Source organism: Lactobacillus sp. ESL0791 (assembly GCF_029433255.1).
In the GTDB taxonomy this organism is placed as follows: domain Bacteria; phylum Bacillota; class Bacilli; order Lactobacillales; family Lactobacillaceae; genus Lactobacillus.
In genome coordinates, this window is record NZ_JAQTHU010000001.1 from 1591375 (window position 1) to 1610653 (window position 19279).

At 36.8% G+C, this 19279-nt stretch carries 11 protein-coding genes and 1 pseudogene; 2 read left to right on the top strand and 10 right to left on the bottom strand.

Annotated elements, in window-relative coordinates; all coding sequences use genetic code 11:
- Positions 1 to 494: 494 nt before the first annotated feature.
- The 3 genes from PT285_RS07755 to PT285_RS07765 are packed head-to-tail and all read right to left on the bottom strand — an operon-like array spanning position 495 to position 4052.
- Positions 495 to 1790 carry a PTS sugar transporter subunit IIC gene (locus PT285_RS07755; protein ID WP_277149361.1) on the bottom strand — a complete coding sequence of 432 codons (1296 nt, stop codon included), beginning with the start codon at positions 1788 to 1790 and terminating at the stop codon, positions 495 to 497.
- Positions 1771 to 3207, bottom strand: coding sequence for a 6-phospho-beta-glucosidase (locus PT285_RS07760; RefSeq protein ID WP_374211470.1), 1437 nt, complete (start codon positions 3205 to 3207; stop codon positions 1771 to 1773). Before PT285_RS07760 ends, PT285_RS07755 begins: the two co-directional genes overlap by 20 nt.
- Before the next feature lie 2 nt (positions 3208 to 3209).
- A complete protein-coding gene (locus PT285_RS07765; RefSeq protein ID WP_277149365.1) occupies positions 3210 to 4052 on the bottom strand; it encodes a MurR/RpiR family transcriptional regulator in 843 nt (280 codons plus the stop codon).
- A 461-nt stretch (positions 4053 to 4513) separates the two neighbouring features.
- Here PT285_RS07765 and PT285_RS07770 point away from each other — a divergent pair, with 461 nt between their 5' ends.
- Positions 4514 to 5701 carry an NADH-dependent oxidoreductase gene (locus tag PT285_RS07770; RefSeq protein WP_277149366.1) on the top strand — a complete coding sequence of 396 codons (1188 nt, stop codon included), beginning with the start codon at positions 4514 to 4516 and terminating at the stop codon, positions 5699 to 5701.
- An 86-nt stretch (positions 5702 to 5787) separates the two neighbouring features.
- Here PT285_RS07770 and PT285_RS07775 read toward each other — a convergent pair whose 3' ends face one another.
- The 4 genes from PT285_RS07775 to PT285_RS07790 all read right to left on the bottom strand — a co-directional run bounded on the left by PT285_RS07775 (position 5788) and on the right by PT285_RS07790 (position 14163).
- Positions 5788 to 6060 (bottom strand): type II toxin-antitoxin system RelB/DinJ family antitoxin, encoded by a 273-nt coding sequence (locus PT285_RS07775; RefSeq protein ID WP_277149368.1) that lies wholly within the window; start codon positions 6058 to 6060, stop codon positions 5788 to 5790.
- 461 nt (positions 6061 to 6521) lie between these two features.
- The gene (locus tag PT285_RS11385; protein WP_277149370.1) at positions 6522 to 8339 is read right to left on the bottom strand and encodes a helicase-related protein; all 1818 of its coding nucleotides are present in this window, start codon (positions 8337 to 8339) and stop codon (positions 6522 to 6524) included.
- Positions 8336 to 11203: a DEAD/DEAH box helicase gene (locus tag PT285_RS07785; RefSeq protein ID WP_277149372.1), complete on the bottom strand. Its 2868-nt coding sequence runs from the start codon at positions 11201 to 11203 to the stop codon at positions 8336 to 8338. The genes PT285_RS11385 and PT285_RS07785 overlap by 4 nt, the downstream gene beginning before the upstream one ends.
- Positions 11200 to 14163, bottom strand: a complete 2964-nt coding sequence (locus PT285_RS07790; RefSeq protein WP_277149374.1) for a hypothetical protein — start codon at positions 14161 to 14163, stop codon at positions 11200 to 11202. Before PT285_RS07790 ends, PT285_RS07785 begins: the two co-directional genes overlap by 4 nt.
- Positions 14164 to 15052: 889 nt before the next feature.
- On the opposite strand from PT285_RS07790, the gene PT285_RS07795 reads away from it, so the two are divergent.
- The gene (locus tag PT285_RS07795) at positions 15053 to 16237 is read left to right on the top strand and encodes an NADH-dependent oxidoreductase (RefSeq protein ID WP_277149376.1); all 1185 of its coding nucleotides are present in this window, start codon (positions 15053 to 15055) and stop codon (positions 16235 to 16237) included.
- A 43-nt stretch (positions 16238 to 16280) separates the two neighbouring features.
- Here PT285_RS07795 and PT285_RS07800 read toward each other — a convergent pair whose 3' ends face one another.
- The 3 genes and pseudogenes from PT285_RS07800 to PT285_RS07810 form a co-directional block, all read right to left on the bottom strand.
- Positions 16281 to 17195, bottom strand: a complete 915-nt coding sequence (locus PT285_RS07800; RefSeq protein ID WP_277149378.1) for a LysR family transcriptional regulator — start codon at positions 17193 to 17195, stop codon at positions 16281 to 16283.
- Between the two features lie 238 nt (positions 17196 to 17433).
- A complete protein-coding gene (locus PT285_RS07805) occupies positions 17434 to 17565 on the bottom strand; it encodes a hypothetical protein (protein WP_277149380.1) in 132 nt (43 codons plus the stop codon).
- A 270-nt stretch (positions 17566 to 17835) separates the two neighbouring features.
- Positions 17836 to 19175, bottom strand: a pseudogene (locus PT285_RS07810) (transposase).
- Positions 19176 to 19279 lie beyond the last annotated feature (104 nt).

The window sequence follows — 19279 nt, forward strand, 5'->3', positions numbered from 1 at the left end:
TCTATCTGCAACCATAAATTTCAACGAAAAAAATACCAGCATAGATCAATTACGATCTAGTTGGTACATGAAAAAAAACTATTTTGCTTACTATTTCTTTTCCAGTTCTTTCGTAAAAAATTGCCGCACCTTATCATTAAACTTCAGACCTGCAACCACAAATTTTGTATCTAGGGAAATTTTGGAACATTTTAGTGTCCTGCTAAAAGTGCTTTCCCGCTTAACGTTGATTTTCTTGGACATCATTCCGGAAAAATATGCCCACAAGTAGAAAATGCAGTTCAGCCTTAGTACCGACAGTGAACAACCCGAATTTTTTACACAAAGCTGTCGGTTTTATAACAATAGGTTGCTTCAAACTCAACTAAATTTCGGGGTATTTTCATTTTTAGTGCCTCAATTTCTTTTATTCCGACTTAATTTTTTCAACAAAAATACTACTTTAAATTATCATAATCCAAAGTAGTAAAAATAAAAATTTTCAGTTAAATTTTTTATTCAGCCGCTTGCTGCTGCTTGCGGTACATATCCAAGTCAATTTTTCTAATAAATGGGTAATAGACAATCGTTGACAGAACAATGACTACCAATTGCCAAAGAGCCGTGCGCCAGCCGCCAATCAGAAAACCCGAAATAATTGGCGGTGTGGTCCACGGAACCATTACTCCGGAAAACAACGGCAAAATTCCGGCAGCCATTAGCAAATAACTAACAGCTCCAACCAATACTGGGAAAAGCACAAACGGAACGATCAAATATAGGTTGAGCACAATCGGTATCCCGAAAATTACGGGCTCGTCAATGTTAAAGATATTGGGAACAATTGACAGCTTACCCAATTCTTTCAGTGTGTCCGATTTTGCAAAGAATGTCATGTAAATGACCAAGCCAATAACAATTCCAGCACCGCTCATGCACAGATAATTATCCCAGAACTGCTGAGTAAAGATGTGACCGCCGTTAGCCAACGTTAATTTGCGACCCGAAGCAATAATTGCCTGGTTGGCCGACATGTTTGACTGCAGAATTGGCGTTAAAATTGCACCACAAATTGAACCGCCATGGACACCGCACCACCAAAGCAGCGACATTAGGGTTGCCATCAAAACAACGCCGCCAAATGAGTCGGTTACTCCTTGCAAAGGTGTCTGAATGGCCGAATAGATAATCTCGGAAAAACTGGTTGATGCCGCAAACTTAAAGATTGCGTAGACAATTCCTGCCACAATGAGCACTGCACCAGTCGGAATCAGTGAAGTAAATGAATTAGCAACCGCAGACGGAACACTATCGGGCATTTTAATCTGCCAATTCCGCCGGACACAAAACGAATAAATCCAGCCACTGGCGAGGGCAATAATAATTGCAGAAATCATTCCCTGACCGGCGGTCCAGTCCCGCGAGATCACATTGGTTAAAACAATGCCTTTGCCAGCCTGAATCTGGTAAGGCATCAATAAGATAAATGCACCCAGTGCTGCCATACTACCGGCAAACGCTGTTTCAACCTTATCATTTTTTAAGTAGGTATACGCAATCCCCGCAACCGCAAAGAAGGCCATCAAGCCAAAAGAGTTGCTGTAAATCTGGTTAAACACATTTGCCAGTCCGCAGTCAGTGATTGCCTTGGCTACTGCCGGAATCGGAATATTGCCTAACAGTAAAAACAATGAACCAACAATCAAAAATGGTAAAACAAACATCATCCCGTCTTTTAAGGCCTGAATTGCTTTTAAATTCGTAAACTTAATTACAATGGGAATTACTTTTTCATTCAGAAATTTTTTCATCTTTTTCCCCTCCACTTTCTCTTAAACAGGCGCCATTACTGGCAATCACTTTCTGATACCAATAAAACGACGCTTTTTTCATTCGACCGCTCTTGCCCTGATTAACCTGCTCTTGGTCAACATAAATAAAGCCGTAGCGTTTCTCAACCTCACCGGTCGAGGCACTGATCAAATCAATTGCAGACCAGGGAGTATAGCCCATGACATCAACGCCATCGAGTTCAATCGCCTTCATCATTTCAACAACATGATCCCGCAGATAATCAATCCGGTATTGATCATTAATTTCACCATTTTCGACTTTATCATAAGCACCAAAACCGTTCTCAACGATAAATAACGGCAAATGATAGCGCTCATAAACCACGTTTAAGATATAACGCAGGCCAATCGGATCGATAGCCCAGCCCCAGTCGCTTTTTTTCAAGTTAGGATTGGGTTTTTCAACAAATTCTTCGGGGCCGGCTGCCTGAGCTGTCGTTGATTTATAATAACTAAAGCCAATATAATCAATACAGCCGTTTTGAAGATTATTCAAATCAGCTGGCGTAATATCAAAATGATAGTTCTTTCTCTGCCACAACTTCTTCGCATATTCCGGATAATGACCTCTTACCTGAACATCACTGAAAAAGAAGCGCCGATCCATCGCTTTCACGCTGGCCATCATATCCTGCGGTTTGCAGGAATAAGGATAAATAGGACCAAAATGCAGCATGCAGCCGACCTGATTTTCAGGATTGATCTGGTGGGCAATTTGCACAGCCAAACTGCTGGCGACAAATTGATAGTGACTAACCTGATACATTACCTCTTCAGGATTTTCATCCTCATGATATAAAACTCCGCCGCCGGTCCAGCCATTAAAAGGATTATCGGTGTCAATCAAATTATTGATTTCATTAAAAGTCATCCAGTAATGGACTTTTGCCGCATAGTGCTTAAAGCAGACCGTGGCATACTTAATAAAAAAGTCAATCATTTTTCGGCTGCGCCAGCCGCCATAAGCTTGGGCAAGGTGGTAGGGCATTTCGAAATGCGACAAGGTAACCACCGGTTCAATACCATATTTATGACATTCATCAAACACACGGTCATAGTAAGCTAAGCCTTCTTGATTCGGCTGCTCCTCATCACCATTAGGAAAAATTCTTGTCCAAGCAATGCTCAAGCGGAAACACTTGAAGCCCATTTCTGCCATTAACTTAATGTCTTCCTGATAATGATGATAAAAATCAATCCCGTAATGGTTGGGATAATCTTCACCAGCAATTACGCCCTGAGTAATCTTGCGCGGCTGATCTACACTTCCTTTTGTCATCACATCGGAAACGCTCACACCTTTATGACCGGCATTCCACGCCCCCTCATACTGGTTGGCCGCTACTGCACCACCCCATAGAAAATCCTTTTTCACATTCAATCCTCTTTCTTTTCCTGATCTACTTTAGTTGAAATGCGCTTGATGCGCTGATAATCAGCGATCATTTTTAACGATACAAAAGCATCAAACAGATACTGCAAAGAAGAGATATAAACTGAGTTGCTTAGTTCCAAAGTACCTTTGGTGGTCATAATCACTACAAAAGCATCACAAATTTTGCAAATTCGTCTCTGCGCGCTGTCGCAAATAACCACCGTATGGTAATTTTTTTCTTGTAACGAACGCGCAATGGAATACATGTGCTCATTATTGCCCGTATGGGTAAGAATAAAGGCCAAAACCGGAACCTTCTGCTCACGGGACAGCTCCGCACTCATTGGATTGAGCGAGTTATATGCGTTAGCAACACAACCCACTTCTTCAAATTCCAGGCAAAACTGCCGGGCCAATTCATAATTTAGTCCTTCACCATAAATTTCGATACGCTTGCTTGCCTTAATTAAAGAAGCAATCCGTGCAATTTCTTGTTTATCAAGTAAGCTTTGTGTGTATTCGATCGAACGCCGGTGAACTAATCCTATCTGCTGGAAAACTTCCGTCGGTGAACAGCCAGGCTGCAGTGGATTCACTTTTAAATCAGCACTTAACTTTAAAATATTCGGTAGTTCCGAAGCAAAAGTATACTTAAAACTGGAATAACCTTTGAACCCGGCCTTTTGACACAAACGCACAACTGTTGCCGCACTCGTATAACTAGCCTTGGCCAGCTGCTTAATACTCATTACCAAAACTTCGCGCGGATATTTTTCAATATATGCTAATACTGCTTCTTCCTGCGGTGTTAAATTACTGATCGCTTTCATTTCATCTAAAATCATTTATTAATTCCTTTGACGTCAAATCGGTAGAATCAATTGATTCTCCTATATTCTATGCAATTACTCATTTAACCACAATTGCTTTCAAGTAAATTGGTAAGCGGTACCAAACTTACTTACAAAAAATCATTTTTTTGAAAAAACGTTCCAATCATTAAAAATTTGCAGAACTACAAAAAGTAACAATCACAAAGTTAATAACTGCTATTTTATAAATAATTATTTCCCTTTTAACATATCTTTTTAAAATTTATATATCTCAAAAAGGATAACCCTAATTTTCTTTGTCTACATAAAGCCTATTCATCCTGCAATAAATTTTTATAACTAAAGGCTGCGATTGATACAGCCCCATTATTCATTACCAATTAAAAATTTTCTCTAAAAGATTTTTTAATCATAAACTGCTATACTTATTATATAAATTACTAACTTGTTTTAAATAAAGGAGGATCTTCAGATTGAAAACTTTAACCGATAACGTCACATTTCGGCATGGTGCCACAATCAAAACCAGGATTGTTCAGTCACCCATGCTGACCAACAGCGGCCTAAACGAGAAAGTGACCCAGGATACACTTGACTATTACGGGGCACACTCGCAATCAGCCGGCATGATAATCACAGAATATACTAATGTCAGTCCAAATGGCGGTCCGTCGCGATCATGGGCGCCGGATCGCGAACAGTTGGCAGTTTATAATGATGATTTTAAACCTGGACTAACTAAACTTGCCAAAGTTTTGAAAAAAGACGGCAACAAGGCCATCCTGCAACTGGTTCATTCCGGACGCGAAGCCGAATATCGCCACACACTCGGCGGCCGGGTTGACGTGCCCTCACAGATGAAATTTTCCTGGATTGATTATCCCCTGCACGAACTGACCGAAGATGAGGTTTGGCAAGTTGTCAAAGACTTCGGCAGCGCCACTAAACGGGCAATTGACTGCGGCTTTGACGGTGTTGAAATTCATGGCGCCAACCATTACTTGATCCAACAATTTTTCTCGGCTTTTTCCAATAAGCGGACAGATTATTGGGGCGGCAGCTTTGAAAAAAGGATGAATTTCCCGCTAGAAGTAGCAAAAGAAGTCTTCCGCGTCGTTAACAAATATGCGCCAAAGGACTTTATTATCGGTTACCGCATCAGTCCCGAGGAAACTGACGACAAAAATAATATTGGCTATACTTGGCACGAGTCTCAGCAGCTATTAAAAAAACTCACCGAAAATTTTGAGTTTGATTATATTAATTTATCGACAATGGATTACAAGGGCGGACCGGAAGATGTTGCGAAAAATTACGCCCAGCTACTGGGCGAGGCTATTCAGGCTCCAACTTTAGAATTAATTTCCGGCGACATTCATACGGTTGCCAAAATGAAGGACGCACTTAATTATGTTGATCTTGTCGGCCTAGGGCGGGCTACTCTGGCAGATCCGCAGATTGCTTACAAGCTGGCTAATAATTTGGAAGACCAGATCCACCTGCAATTTGATGAAGCCTCTGTTAAAAAGAGCCATCTGACGCCCGGGATTATTGCGGTCGTGGCCAACACGCCGTACTTTGGCATCCCTGGGCTTGATTATCTTCAGTCCCTTTCCACCACCAAATTAAGCGACGCGGTCACCCATGACGGTGCAAAATAATTTTTAAAATCACAAAAAATACTCCTAGCGTTTAGTCATCAGACTAACACTTAGGAGCATTTTTTCTTTACTTATCAGATTTTAAATTAAGTGGGATCTTTCTCATTTGCATCTTTGCGCAAGCGTGCGAAATAACTGCTGATATTTTCACCATCATGGAGCTTCAAAGCATTCTTGTATACTTGCCGCGTTTTCTCATCAAATTGATCCTCGGTCATTGCAATTTCAAATGGAAATTTTCCGGTAGTCACAAAACGCGTCAAAAAGATTCCCACGGCAGCTTCCGTTGTCATTCCGACTTCGCCAAACATTCTATCTGCGTCTTTTTTTAATTGATCATCAATTTGTACTGTTGCCATGTTCTCACTCCTTAAATTAATTTATATACATCAGCTAAAATTACACCACTAAGCTCTCATTATTCCACATTTTAATTGTACATAAATTTTCTTACTAATATTAGGAAAACTGCCAAATTCAAGTTTGACAGCATATTTCATCTACTCGACCAACGTTTACGTAAATCGCTAATACTAGAAACTGTTTCACTTGTATCAGCCTAATTCTTAAACCTTAGCAACAAGCATCGCCTTTTCTACTTCATAATGTTATCACTACCTCTCCCATAATATTAATTGTCTTACATAATCTTTAAGTTAGTTTATCACATTATAAAGATAATCCATATTTATAAGACTATTCTCATCTTTTCATCAATACTGTGAGTGTCTCTATATGTCCAATAATGATTAGATAAAGAGTTCCCAAAAATAGGTTCTTTGAAAATTGTGCGCAAACGATACAACCTAATCACTATTTATCAAACCTTAAGAAATTTAATCTCGTCCAAAAGCGCCTGCAGTATTTTTTTAGCATAGCCTCTGCGCAGTCTGCTATGATAATTTTGGTTATAATAATTTCTCAAGCAATTATAGCAAGATGTATTTTCATCACAACAATTCTGAGAAACCTTTGCTAATGCTGCTCTTAAAGACTTAAGTATCGACTCCTTATTTAACAGTCTCTTAGCATGTCCAGCACCACCCGGCACATTATCATAGATCAGTATATCATAGCTTCCCAACTTCAAATTCATCTCCAGAATACCATCAATATCTGTACGCTCAATCTCCATGGCATTGCTAATACCTTCAAGAAAAGCATACATAAATGACAATGCCTGGGAATAACTTTCACTAGACTTCATTTGAAGCATTGGAACTGTAACCCGCGCCACATCTGTTTGGAAGCTATGACCTATCCTCAATTCTTCTAATTCCTCATTCTGACAATCATATTGCCTAAAGTTTTTATGCTTAACAGATCTATTAGGTGCTAATACATTGCCTTTTGCTATATTACTATATCCACAAACCGAACACATATAAAAACTAGAGCGGTTCAACACGAGCAATTCGTCGTCAGTACTGGTCTCAACTATTAATCTCTTGCCTATTTCTGCATGCTCCTGATCAATCTTTCCCCCACCGAGATATGAAACTTCTCCTGAATACGATCTTTTAGGCTTCATTCTTGAGCTTTCTTTCGTTATACCTGTTTTAAAACCGTTTACAGGTTCAATGTAATATTCCATTGCTTTCGTAGTGACAGATTCGCCACAATACTTACAAATTTTTGTATCTCCTCCGCTCAAATAGATATTGACCTTTTTACAGTTAGGACACATACAAAAATAGTGTTTAGCAAATTTAGAAGCTATAGGTAAAGAAATATACTTTGAAGTGTATTTCTTTCCATCCACAATAACTTCTGAATCTGGTGCATACTCACTAAGTGCTATCTTCAGATCTCTACTAAGATCGTATCTGTTATCAGGTATCCCCTTGTTATAAATTTGCAGTTCCACAAGATCAACCGGAAAGCCATACTTAGGAATGACACAATATTTGGATAACGAATCTATTACTCTTGCCTTGTGAAGTTTTTTTATCTGGTTGGTATAATAATCAGCATCAGAATACTTTTCTTCCTTTAAAGCTTCAGTCTTAGCATCCTCGAACTCCTTGTTCATCTGCCGCAATTCTTCAACAAAGTGCATTAACTTTTCGTCGCTGTCGCCCATTTCATCAAACCATTTCAAATTATGATATTCAGAGTAAATATTCTCTGGAAGAACTCTGTCATCAATATAATGATTCAAATCAGTAGGTTTACTTAAAATATAATCTTTAAATGCTGTTATTCCATCACCGAACACTAAGCCATCAACCGTCTTAAAATAAGCCGGATTCTTTCTAAAAAAGAATCCTAAGCAACAAGCCATAAGGTGACGAACAATGATCTTTTTATTGAGAACATTAAAATACGGAGGATTAATCACTCCTGAGATCATTTTCTCTGGAGTCATAAAATATGTATAATCATGTGAGCCGGTTCCACAATATGTAAGAACATATGCAGAGCTATCACTTCTTCGTCCTGCTCGTCCTGCTCTTTGAGTATAGTTAGCCGGTGTCGGTGGCACATTTCTCATAAAGACTGTCTCAAGATCACCAATATCTATTCCCATTTCAAAAGTTGTCGAGCAACTCAAAATGTTTATCTTTTTGTTCTTAAAATCTTGCTGATACCGTTTCGCTGTTTTCCGATCAAGCTGAGCTGTATGCTCCTTAATCACGATACTCTCAATTTTTTTGTCTTATATTGATTTCTGTAATAGTTATGCGCAAGGACAACGTCCGGATCAACTTTTTTCAATGTTCCATTGCATTTATCTTGTACACAAGCATTATGCACATTGTATGGTGTCAACCGGCCACATTTTGAACAACGATAATATTTATTATTCATGTAATTTTTGATTACATAGCTGCTTGCATCAATTTGATAAGCATTTTTTGTAGGATCTCTTTTCAGAATACCACCTTCAATAGCAAGGTTATTGAAAACAACATCCAGAAGTTCCTTTGCTTCATTTTCGTCACACTTGCAGACCTTCTGAACATATCTAACAACCATGTTTTTTCCTTTGACAGGTAAAAAGCTCCTAATTCCATTGATTGCTTTTGCACAATTAAACATGACATAGTTATCAAATCTTCTGAAATCTAGATATTCAAGTTTTTCATCCGGAGTCAGTGTAGACTTAACATATTTAATTGCTGGCGTTACCTTGAAAATATCAAAAACAACGTGCATCAACGTTTCAAGATCTGCTTTAGTCAGACCGTACTTTCCAAATTCCGTTTTAACGTCAGCTTCGTCTATTTGATTCATAATTTCAGAAAGATCCAGATCAAAATAGTATAGTCCCAAACCTTCTCCATCATATGAACCGTCAACCTTTAATAGATCCACTAATAGGGTGATCCATGCATTCTTATGCGCAGTTAAACCGTTCTGAAATAAATTTCTGTTTTTTATCAGAGCAGTCAGATATGAAGCAAGTTCATCAACAGTAATTGAACGATATTTCTGGTCTTCGATAATTTTCCAGATAAGACGCTTTCTTAACATCCTAACATGATTTGAGTTGAAGAAAACAGCTGCAAAGCTTGCTTGCTGACGGCTGTCAGAGAATGCAAGAAACTGTTTAACCTTCTCCTCAGACTCTTTTATAGGCCGCTTTTTATCGCCTAACTTTAAAGATAATTTTCCTGTGTGTTGCGGAGTATATACTCCTTCGTCAATTGCTTCATAAAGGGTTTGCGCTATTAATGCAGTACCTTCATCTTTCCCTAAATTCAGGCTTTTTACTACGCCACTATGGCTTTTATGACCACAGTATGGGCACTGATTTATGTTATTAAAAGTCTCTAATTCATCGCCTTTATTACTCTGAACTACTTTGAACACTATTCGTTTATAAGCGTTTCCACACTCACATTTCCTGGCATTTAAGTTTGCTGCATGATAGATTGCCCCACACCTAGCACACAAGAAATATTCTTCAAGTGAATTTTTTTCTACCTCGTCTTCGTTTATAGTGTTTTTCATAAGAAAATAGTCAACTCTTATAAATTCATTATTTCCATAATTCTCATAAATATCTACTTCTTTATTTTGAAATAAATAGTCCAACTGATCATTTAAATTATGTTGTATTTTTCCAATAATATATGGTGCATTACAAAAGCGGCAGTTTCCAACTTCAAATGCTTTTAGCTTTCCTATATTATTAGTTTTAGTTAAGCTAAGTTGTTGAGGCACTCCAAGTGTAACAAAAGCTCCTGACAAAGGCCTTACAAAAGAATGATATTTTAAATCAAAAATTCCAGTGCCATCTTTCTTTGCAAGATTTATCAAATCAATAAGAGCGATCAGTTGTTTGTCCGATAGATCAGAAATGTTTTCTAAAATATCTGAAAAATTTTTTGCTTCTTTCTTTAACAGATTATAAATTTTATGAACATGTACATCATGGCAAAGAAGCTGATAAAGTAATTCTGATACATTTCTCCCTGATTTGATGTCATATCTACCACACACTTCTTTAACTAACGTATAATTATTGCTGTTCTTCTTAAGCTTTATGTAGTCTGCCCCATCAACTGATATGTTACTATCCTGAGTCAAAGGAACTCTCTTTGAGAAAATAATGTCTCTCTTGTCAAAGTGGGTCGAAGTCAAATTTCTGGCGAAATCTACAATATCCTGCTCTGATTTTCCCTGCTTGCCCAAAGTAGCACTAGTTATTATAAACCTTGGCTTTTTTTCCGCTAATGCGGTGAATCTTCTCATTAGCATTGATAATTCAATTCCCAGAGAACCATAATACGTATGAGCTTCATCAAGCACCACATACTTCCAATTACGAAGTCTTTCTGGTGAAAAAATTTCATAGTCATTGGGTCGAATCAAAAGGTACTCTAGCATCGAATAGTTAGTAAATAATAAGTGTGGTGGGTGTTGTCGAATTTCTTCTCTGGAGACTAATTCATTTTTTGGTATGGAGACGCTAGTTTCTTTATTATATTTTTCTCTGTAATTTTGCGGAACTGTTTCTTTTGTATCTCCGGTAAAGAACCCAAAAGTTATATCTGGACAGTTACGAAGAATTTTACGAACACGATCAATTTGATCATTTACAAGAGCATTCATTGGATAAAGGAAAACAGCTCTGACTCCAACTTCGTTATTACCACCCTCTACATCGTTCATCAAATCGTTCAATATCGGATACAGAAAACACTCCGTTTTTCCCGACCCGGTACCTGTAGTTACAATTGCGCTGTGTCCCGCCCCAATTCTCCTAATTGCTTCTTCCTGATGAGAATAAAGTGGCCTCTCAAAGTTAACATCATCAAGTTTAGCAAACGATTTACAAACTATGCCCTCTTTAATAAGTGATTTGACGCTCTTTCCCCTCTGAAACGGGAGAGTTAACGCAACATAAGGCCCCTTAAACAAGGTTTCTTTTTTAAGTTCGTTCTCAAACAAAGTTTGCAATTCACCATTTCCAAACTGAAAGGTGGACCTCAAATATTCTTTGTATCGCGCATTAATATATTTCGAACGTTCAATCGGATTTAATTTTGTCATAAAGATTTCCTTCCATTTATGTCTATAAAATATGAATAAATATCTATTGCTTTATTATCATCTAAGGTATTCATTATCCCGTGATGCTTAAAATCTAAAAGGAGCCCATCTCCAGCTTTTGTTATTGCCAGTTCAAGTTCATTATTAACAATATTTCCACATATTTCAATTTCAACCGGATTAACGTTTGCTAACCTAAAAGGCCGAGCCCCTGCTTTTATAATAATATCTCCTTTAAAGATGTCATTAGATACTCTATCCGTAAAATAAATATACACTCTATTAAAATATTGCATTTTTCTCAAAAATTCTCCGCGAACTCTTTGATCGTACAAAACTTCCTTGATTTTAAAATATCTACCTACAAAATCATCAAGCGCATAAAATATTGACGTTTGCTTCATAAGCTCTCTCGCCTTTTTTATAACCAATCCTTTAGATTTCTCATAAAAGAAAAACTGATACTTGATGAAAGATTCAAGACCTCTCACTTTAAAGCAAGCGCCGGATTTTATCTGACTGCTGCTATAAACCAACTTCCCATTCTCATTCATAATTTCAAAAATCACATTGCCTTTTCCAAAATATTGAGGTCTTACAGACAAAATTTTGCTAACTGGATCAAAGTAAATTTCTGTAGTTCCTTTATCAATTACACAGCGGTTATAACAATATATACCTTTTTTAATTAGTCCATTCTTCGAAAAGAGCAAGATCACAAAATCATTTGCCTCTTTAAACGACTGCAAAAATCCAATAGACACTTCTATATGATTTTTGCAGTCGTTAATCGGAACATCTTCCTGTAACAGTTGGCCTGAACTAGAACAAACGTCCAACCTATCATAATCAAAAGCGCACGTTTCGAGCACTGAATCCTGATCAATATCTCCAATCCATAAATTATCTCTATATGATTTCCATCCGTTTCCCTGAAGCCGATACATCTCTAAATTTAGCGAAAGGTAATATATATATTCTTCATTATTTAATTGAATTCTTAACCAGTCCTCAGAATAAGACTCAATATTAATATTACTATGTACAGTACCAGAACGTAATGATGAGTTGATTATCAGTTCATAATTAAAATCATCTATTTTTGACACTTTACTGTTATAAGAAGGATCATATCCAAACTGAAAAGTAGCTATCTTAGTTCGCTTTCCTTTATACCACTCATATACAGAAATAAAATATATACCTGGATTATCAATATTTAAATCAACAACATATTTCCAAGCTGCATGCCTCTCAGACTTAGTATAATTAAAATCAGAAAGTTTATATAAATAACTGTTAATATCAAACTCATATTTTTCCGTATCATTTACACTCTCAAAAACAAGAAATTTCACTTCCAAAAATACAGGTATCAGCTCATCATTTTCAGGCTTTTTAAGATATTGATGCTGTAATTCATTTCCAAATATCCCTGGCCTCATAAGGGAAGAAAAGCTAAATATATCTCCGCTCAAAAAAAGGGTGTCATCATAATCTACAGTTAACGATGAAAGAATAAATGTATTTGATTTAAAAAATACAGTTCCTCTATTATCTGCCCCAGACGTGCATAAAATTGCAGTCCCCTTATAATCTGTATTATTCGATATTTCATTTCCAGCATTATCAAATACTAGATAATCGCGATATAACTTTCTTCTACTATCGTATATGATTTCGTCTCCAGCAATAAGCAAATACTGTAATTTGCCTAGAGGATCAAGTAAATTTATTTTATTGAGTGAAACCTGATAGCCTCCAATAATTTCTTTGATACAAGGCTGATCATTAGTGTATAGAACATGCTTCCCATTTTTGAGAATAATTTTTATATCGTAGTAGTTATATTGGGATTTTACACGATGAATAGGTGGTACCAGATAAAGTTTATTTTGGTATAGTTTAAATTTAGGTTCCCATCTTGAGCGAAATTCTGATGAAACAATTCGGTGACTTTTTCCTTCAGAAGCATCCCGAAACGTCTTTTCCCAAGATTCAAAACCTATCTTTAAATAAGGATTAAATATTTTTATTTTCTTATTCCATACCCGTTTATCAATAAGTTTGACAATGATTATGCTGAGTCCGATAACGACATCAGAATAGTTTTCATTTATTATTAACTGCTTTGTTGTTTTAATCAACTTATAACTTTTTTTGGTAACATTTACCTTTATATCATCTCCCTCGGAAAGCATTACGTCACGAAGGCCTTCATAAACAAATCTAAATTCCTTTGAAAGATTCTCTGGAAGATCATATTCAAAATTTAATTTATATATATCGTAAATAAAATCAAAAAATGCAGGAAGGTAATACACAGGCACAATTGCATTCGAAAGTACAACATTTATTATTCTTGATTTGCCTTGTCTGTTTTCCTTTTTCGTACGATACTCACTTAATATAGACCTTATAGTACCTTCAATCTTTTGCTCCGAATATCTAACGTATAAACTTTTATAGGTTATTCGCACGTTTTCGTAAAAATTACCATTATATTGCAGCATTCCAATTAGACATAGTGATATGAATACTATTTCTGGATTCATCAGAAAGCCGGTATATGATTGCAGAGCTAAATTTAATTGTTGCTTTGCTTCATGATGGATTACGTTTATCGCATTTTCGTTATCCAAAATATCTATCAAGTCAAGGCCAATGTTTTGATGATGTTTAACTTTGTCTCTTAAATATTCTATTTTTACTTTTAGCTGTGCACCTTGAATTATATTCTTTAATAAGCTCAGTAAGTGACCTTGTTCTTTTTCTGTAACTGTACCATCCTTAAGGATACTTTTTACTTTGTCTAGAATTTCTTCACCGTGTTCACGTCTACGAATAATATCTCCATTTTCTTTAACCCACCGACAAAGTTCATGAATTTTCTCTTCATTAGCAACATCGTCAAAGTTTATATCTTCTATTAATCCCAGCAGCTCATAAATATTTTGCATGATGACACCCCCTCTTGTATTAAACTTCTTCAGTAATTACCTAAAATCAAGTTTCTTATAACCAACGAATCTTAATATAAACATGTTTAACTTTCGAAAAAGTTTATTATTGACCTTGCTCAAATAAATCCTGCATATTACACCATACCTTTTATTTCCCTTGCTTGACACGAGAATTAGTAAGCTTTTCCACATCACTTAAAATTATCCAAGAATGTCCAAACTCCGTTGTACTTTCGATTTTTTTCTAACATAAGCAAGCAAAATAACTATGTATATTATTATATTAAATGATTTAAAATATTTTTGTATAGCTGCCGCGTTTTTTCATCAAACTGATCCTAGACTATTACAGTTTCAAATGGAAATTTTTCCATAATCACAAAACGCGTTAAAAAGATTTTCATGACAACAACCCATCATTCCAACTTCGCCAAACATTTATCTAGAATTTTTTCCAAGCAAACTCTTCAATTTTTGCCTAGCTGTTCTTCGAATATGAAACATATGTAATCATCTTTATTCAACCTTTCATTGATTCTTTTTTGATAAAAAATTTCTCTAACATCATCAAGCGACTTCATAACATTACTTATCTTTCATAAAATTTTAATTTATTTTATCATATTATAAAAATAATTCATCTTTATAAGACAATCCTCAATCAAATAATCAATAATAATTTTATCTTAATTATTAAATTTGTAATCCATTGAGCATTAACAAGCAAAATTAAAATTATTGTCTCACAGACTATTATAAAGCTTGTTTTATTTGTTTACTTAAACTCAACAGTGCGTTGATTTTTGCGAAATTCCCATATGCTTGTGAAATGATATACTTGTAAACGTAAACAAAATTAATTTTTACAAGCGAGAGGAGTTTTATTATGAAGAAGTTAACAGATAACATCACATTGCGCCATGGCGCACAAATTAAGACAAGAATTGTTCAATCACCAATGCTCACTAACAGCGGCTTAGATGAGAAAGCAACGCAGGACACAGTTGATTATTACGGAGCACGTTCACAGTCAGCCGGAATGGTGATTGTAGAATATACCAGCGTTAGTCCGAACGGCGGGCCATCACGGTCGTGGGCTCCTGATCGTGAGCAATTAGCAATCTACAACGATGATTTTAAACCAGGCTTAACCAAAGTGGCAACTGCATTGAAAAAAGACGGCAACAAAGCCATTTTACAGATAGTACATTCGGGACGTGAAGCAGCATACCGCGACACTCTCGGCGGCAGAGTTGAGGTGCCATCACAAATGAACTTCCCGTGGATTGACTACCCGCTTCACGAACTAACAGAAGATGAAGTTTGGCAAATCGTTAAGGACTTTGGTACTGCTACTAAACGGGCAATTGACTGCGGGTTTGACGGTGTGGAAATTCATGGCGCCAACCACTACCTAATCCAACAATTTTTCTCTGCCTTTTCCAATAAGCGGACCGATTACTGGGGTGGCAGCTTGGAAAAACGGATGAACTTTGCCTTGGAAATCTCTAAAGAAGTTTTCAAAGTCGTTAAAGAGGCCGCACCTAAAGACTTCATCATCGGTTACCGGATTAGCCCAGAAGAAATTCACGGTGACAATATCGGTTATACTTGGCACGAATCACAGCAATTGCTCAAGAAGTTAACGGAAGACTTTGAATTTGACTACATTAACATTTCAACCAACAATTACAAGGCTACACCAAAGGATTCTAACCAAAATTATGCCCAGTTGTTAAGCAAAGTAATCCAAGCACCAACATTAGAGTTGATTTCCGGTGACATTCATACCGTCGAAAAGATGAATGATGCACTTAATTACGTTGACCTTGTTGGCTTAGGCCGGGCCACCCTGATTGATCCCCGGATCGCCTACAAAATTTTAAACAATCAGGCCAAAGATATTCACCTTAAATTTGATGAAGAATCCGTCAAGGAAGGACACCTAACACCAGGACTGGTTGAATTACTGGCAAACACACCGTATTTTGATATGCCAGGAATTGATTACCTCAAGTCTTTATCAAACGTTAAATTAGACGACGTTGTTACCCACGATGGTACAAAATAATATTTACTAATGTCCAAGTCCACTATGAAAAAGGGGATGCTTTTCAGCATCCCCTTTTTATTGTGTCATCAATCGCTCTAAGCAATTCGGTCGTCTTGTCAGACCTCATATGATTAGGGTTAGTTAACCAGCCCAAAACAAAGTGATCATCAAGCAAATGACCAATATCAATCCTTACCAATTTTTTAAAAGCATCATGACTGGCAAACTTATCCTGAACCAAGCGGCCAAACGAAACAGTGTGCAGATTCATAATTGCCTCTTTCATCGCCCACGGATCATCTACCCTCAGAACAAGGTTCAAGGGGCCAGTTAAAAACTGCAGCCTCTCAAAAAACATGTCATGGAAATGATCATTGAACAGACTAAATTTTTGCTGTTTGAGATCGGCTAAAGTAACTTTTCTTTTAAGCTGTGCCAGTGGATTTTCGGGAGAACAAAGCAACATCAATTTACTAGTGCAAACAGTTTTAAAAGTTAGGTTTGCAAACTCCTTATCATTAATATCATTGGTGGCAACAAAGCCCGCATCAATTTCCTGATTGCGTACCCGCTGAACAATCGATTCAAATTCATGACAGCTGATATCCAATTCTGTATCCTGATAATCCTGCTTATAATTTGCTAAAAACACATCAATAAACGGCTTGAGCATCGTATTCATGTAATAAAGGGTGATTTTTGGGTGATGCCCAGGGTTGGCCAGCACCGCAGCCGTAGTCTCAAGCTTATTTTTATAGCGGAGAATATCTGATATTGACGATAATAACTGCCGGCCGTCAGGTGTAAGTTTAGTTCCCCTGCTTGTTCGCTCAAAGATCTTAACGCCCAGCTCTTTTTCCAAATTATCGAGTGCAAGGCTCAGGCCCGACTTGCTGATATGCAGATTATCGGCCGCTTCCTGCAGAGAACTATAATGTGATAAAACTTCAGTATAAAGTAATTGCTCAAAATTCATAATTACGCCGCTTACTAGTCCAGGCTAATGTTTTTCCACTGCTATTTTATAACTTTTAGATTTTCTAGTAAATTTGAAAATTAAAAAATACTTTTTGCACGTATAACTAGTTCATTAAGAATATTCTGAGATACATGTCCAATAATTTTGCCATGTCGCGCTTTAAAATCATATCTACCCGCTTCATGACCAGCATGTAATTCAGCATCAATATATATTAAATCGTATTAGCGCAAAATTACCATTCAACTTTTTCTTTTCCAACTGCTTTATCATTCGCATAATTACCAACATCTGCTAGTTCGGATTGAAAGTCAATTTTATCATACTCACCATTTAACCACGGATTATCAAGTCCTTGTGTTAACATAAAAATCACCCCTTAATATTTATAAGTATATAATGATAGGTGATTTTTTAAAAGGGAAAATCTTGATTAATATATAGACTTAGCTTATCTAAAAATTCACTGTTTGGACTATTTAAAACTAATCTCAAGTAAAAAAGTATACTCTTCACCCAACAGATGCAGGTAAAAAGCACACTTTCAACTTTTATAACTGAAACTTGAAAGCAATAAAACTAGTCAAATTCCTTGTGGGCTCTGACTTTTTTAATGCCCACTTGTGTTTTATTTGGTTCATGCCAAATATTTTTGAATGAAGCTAGGTAATAGCTTAATAAATTTGCTTATTATTTGGTCTACCTCTTCTGTAATTTGCTCCTTGACTTCTTCCAATGCCGATAACAGGTAGACCAATGCTTTTTCGAAAGCTAAATCTGGCAACGCGTCATTCATTAAGTAGAACAAATCTCCAATTGTTCGCTCATCAACTGCTTGTCTTTCCTGCCAAGCTAGCAGCTCATAAGTTAAGGCAGTGATGGCAAAATAGCCACTTTGCCCGTCATAGTTTTGGATCTGTGATTTATCTAAAGCCAGATACTGCTTGGTTGCTTTAAAGAAAGTCTCTATCTGCCATCTACGGCCATAAAGCTGAATAATCTCTTTTGGCTGCAACTGGTATCTTGTAGTGGCCAAAACCAAGTATTTTCTCTTATTACCGCGCTTAGTAACGTATACTAATCTGAGCGGAAAGCTATTTCCTTGATATTCAGCTTCTACCACGCAGCTATAAAGGTAATCGTTTTTTAACTTCATCTTCGATGCCGTCAATCTTTCGTACAGACTTTTTACATCATAGAGCCGGCCACGATACCGATAATATACTTTTTTGCTTAATTTAAGCATAGATACGCTGTTCAATCCTAGCTGTTTTAACCGCCAGAACATTTTGGGTGATGCAAACCAACTGTCAAACAGCACATAGTTCGCTGGAATGCCTTCGTTTAAAGCTTGTTTGATTAATTCAACTGTAACATCATTCATCTGTCTTTGAGCCTGATTTCTTCTTCTGCCTGCAATGGAACGTTTATCAGTAGTAATGGCTTTACTGCCAATCATGTTTTGTCTGTTCTTAGTTGACATTAAAGCAAAATTTGCTGGCAAAAAAGTATTGCCATCGCTCCAGCCAACAGTTAGGCCACGGTAACCATTAACATATTCATGCTCATTATGATCATAAACTCTAGCAAGCAATTCCGTTTTCTTAGAATAGGAGCGTGACATCAAAGTATCATCAACGATCAAGGCTAATCTTCTACGCTTATCAATTGCGGGTTTGAGCGCAGTAATCAAATTGACAGTAGCTAAGCAAAGCAGTTTTTGCCAGTTGATGCGACCATCATTGAGAACATTTCTGCCAGTTTTAGAATAAATTCTGCAGGTTGATCGAAACGATACAGAGACTTTCTGGCAAAGCGTGATTGGATCATCCAATTAATCACCATGAGCAGGCTAACTAAGGGATGACGTTTAAAGTTAACTTTCTTGCTCAGATCAGCTAGACCAATTAGTTTAGCAAAAGCAGAAATTAAAGAACAAGTATCCTTTTCTTGATTGATTTGCAATATACTTTTCATAGCGTGAGATCTCCTTTAACTTTGATTTTGACACTTAAAGTATAACGCAGGGAGGTCTTGCGTTTTTATTTTTGTACTAAAAAAGCTAGAAATCACGCCCTTTT

Excerpts from the sequence above, each read along its gene's own strand:
- PT285_RS07755 (WP_277149361.1), bottom strand. The coding sequence starts at position 1,790 with ATGAAAAAATTTCTGAATGAAAAAGTAATTCCCATTGTAATTAAGTTT.
- PT285_RS07765 (WP_277149365.1), bottom strand. The coding sequence starts at position 4,052 with ATGATTTTAGATGAAATGAAAGCGATCAGTAATTTAACACCGCAGGAA.
- PT285_RS07775 (WP_277149368.1), bottom strand. The coding sequence starts at position 6,060 with ATGGCAACAGTACAAATTGATGATCAATTAAAAAAAGACGCAGATAGA.
- PT285_RS07785 (WP_277149372.1), bottom strand. The coding sequence starts at position 11,203 with ATGACAAAATTAAATCCGATTGAACGTTCGAAATATATTAATGCGCGA.
- PT285_RS07790 (WP_277149374.1), bottom strand. The coding sequence starts at position 14,163 with ATGCAAAATATTTATGAGCTGCTGGGATTAATAGAAGATATAAACTTT.
- PT285_RS07795 (WP_277149376.1), top strand. The coding sequence starts at position 15,053 with ATGAAGAAGTTAACAGATAACATCACATTGCGCCATGGCGCACAAATT.
- PT285_RS07800 (WP_277149378.1), bottom strand. The coding sequence starts at position 17,195 with ATGAATTTTGAGCAATTACTTTATACTGAAGTTTTATCACATTATAGT.
- PT285_RS07805 (WP_277149380.1), bottom strand. The coding sequence starts at position 17,565 with ATGTTAACACAAGGACTTGATAATCCGTGGTTAAATGGTGAGTATGAT.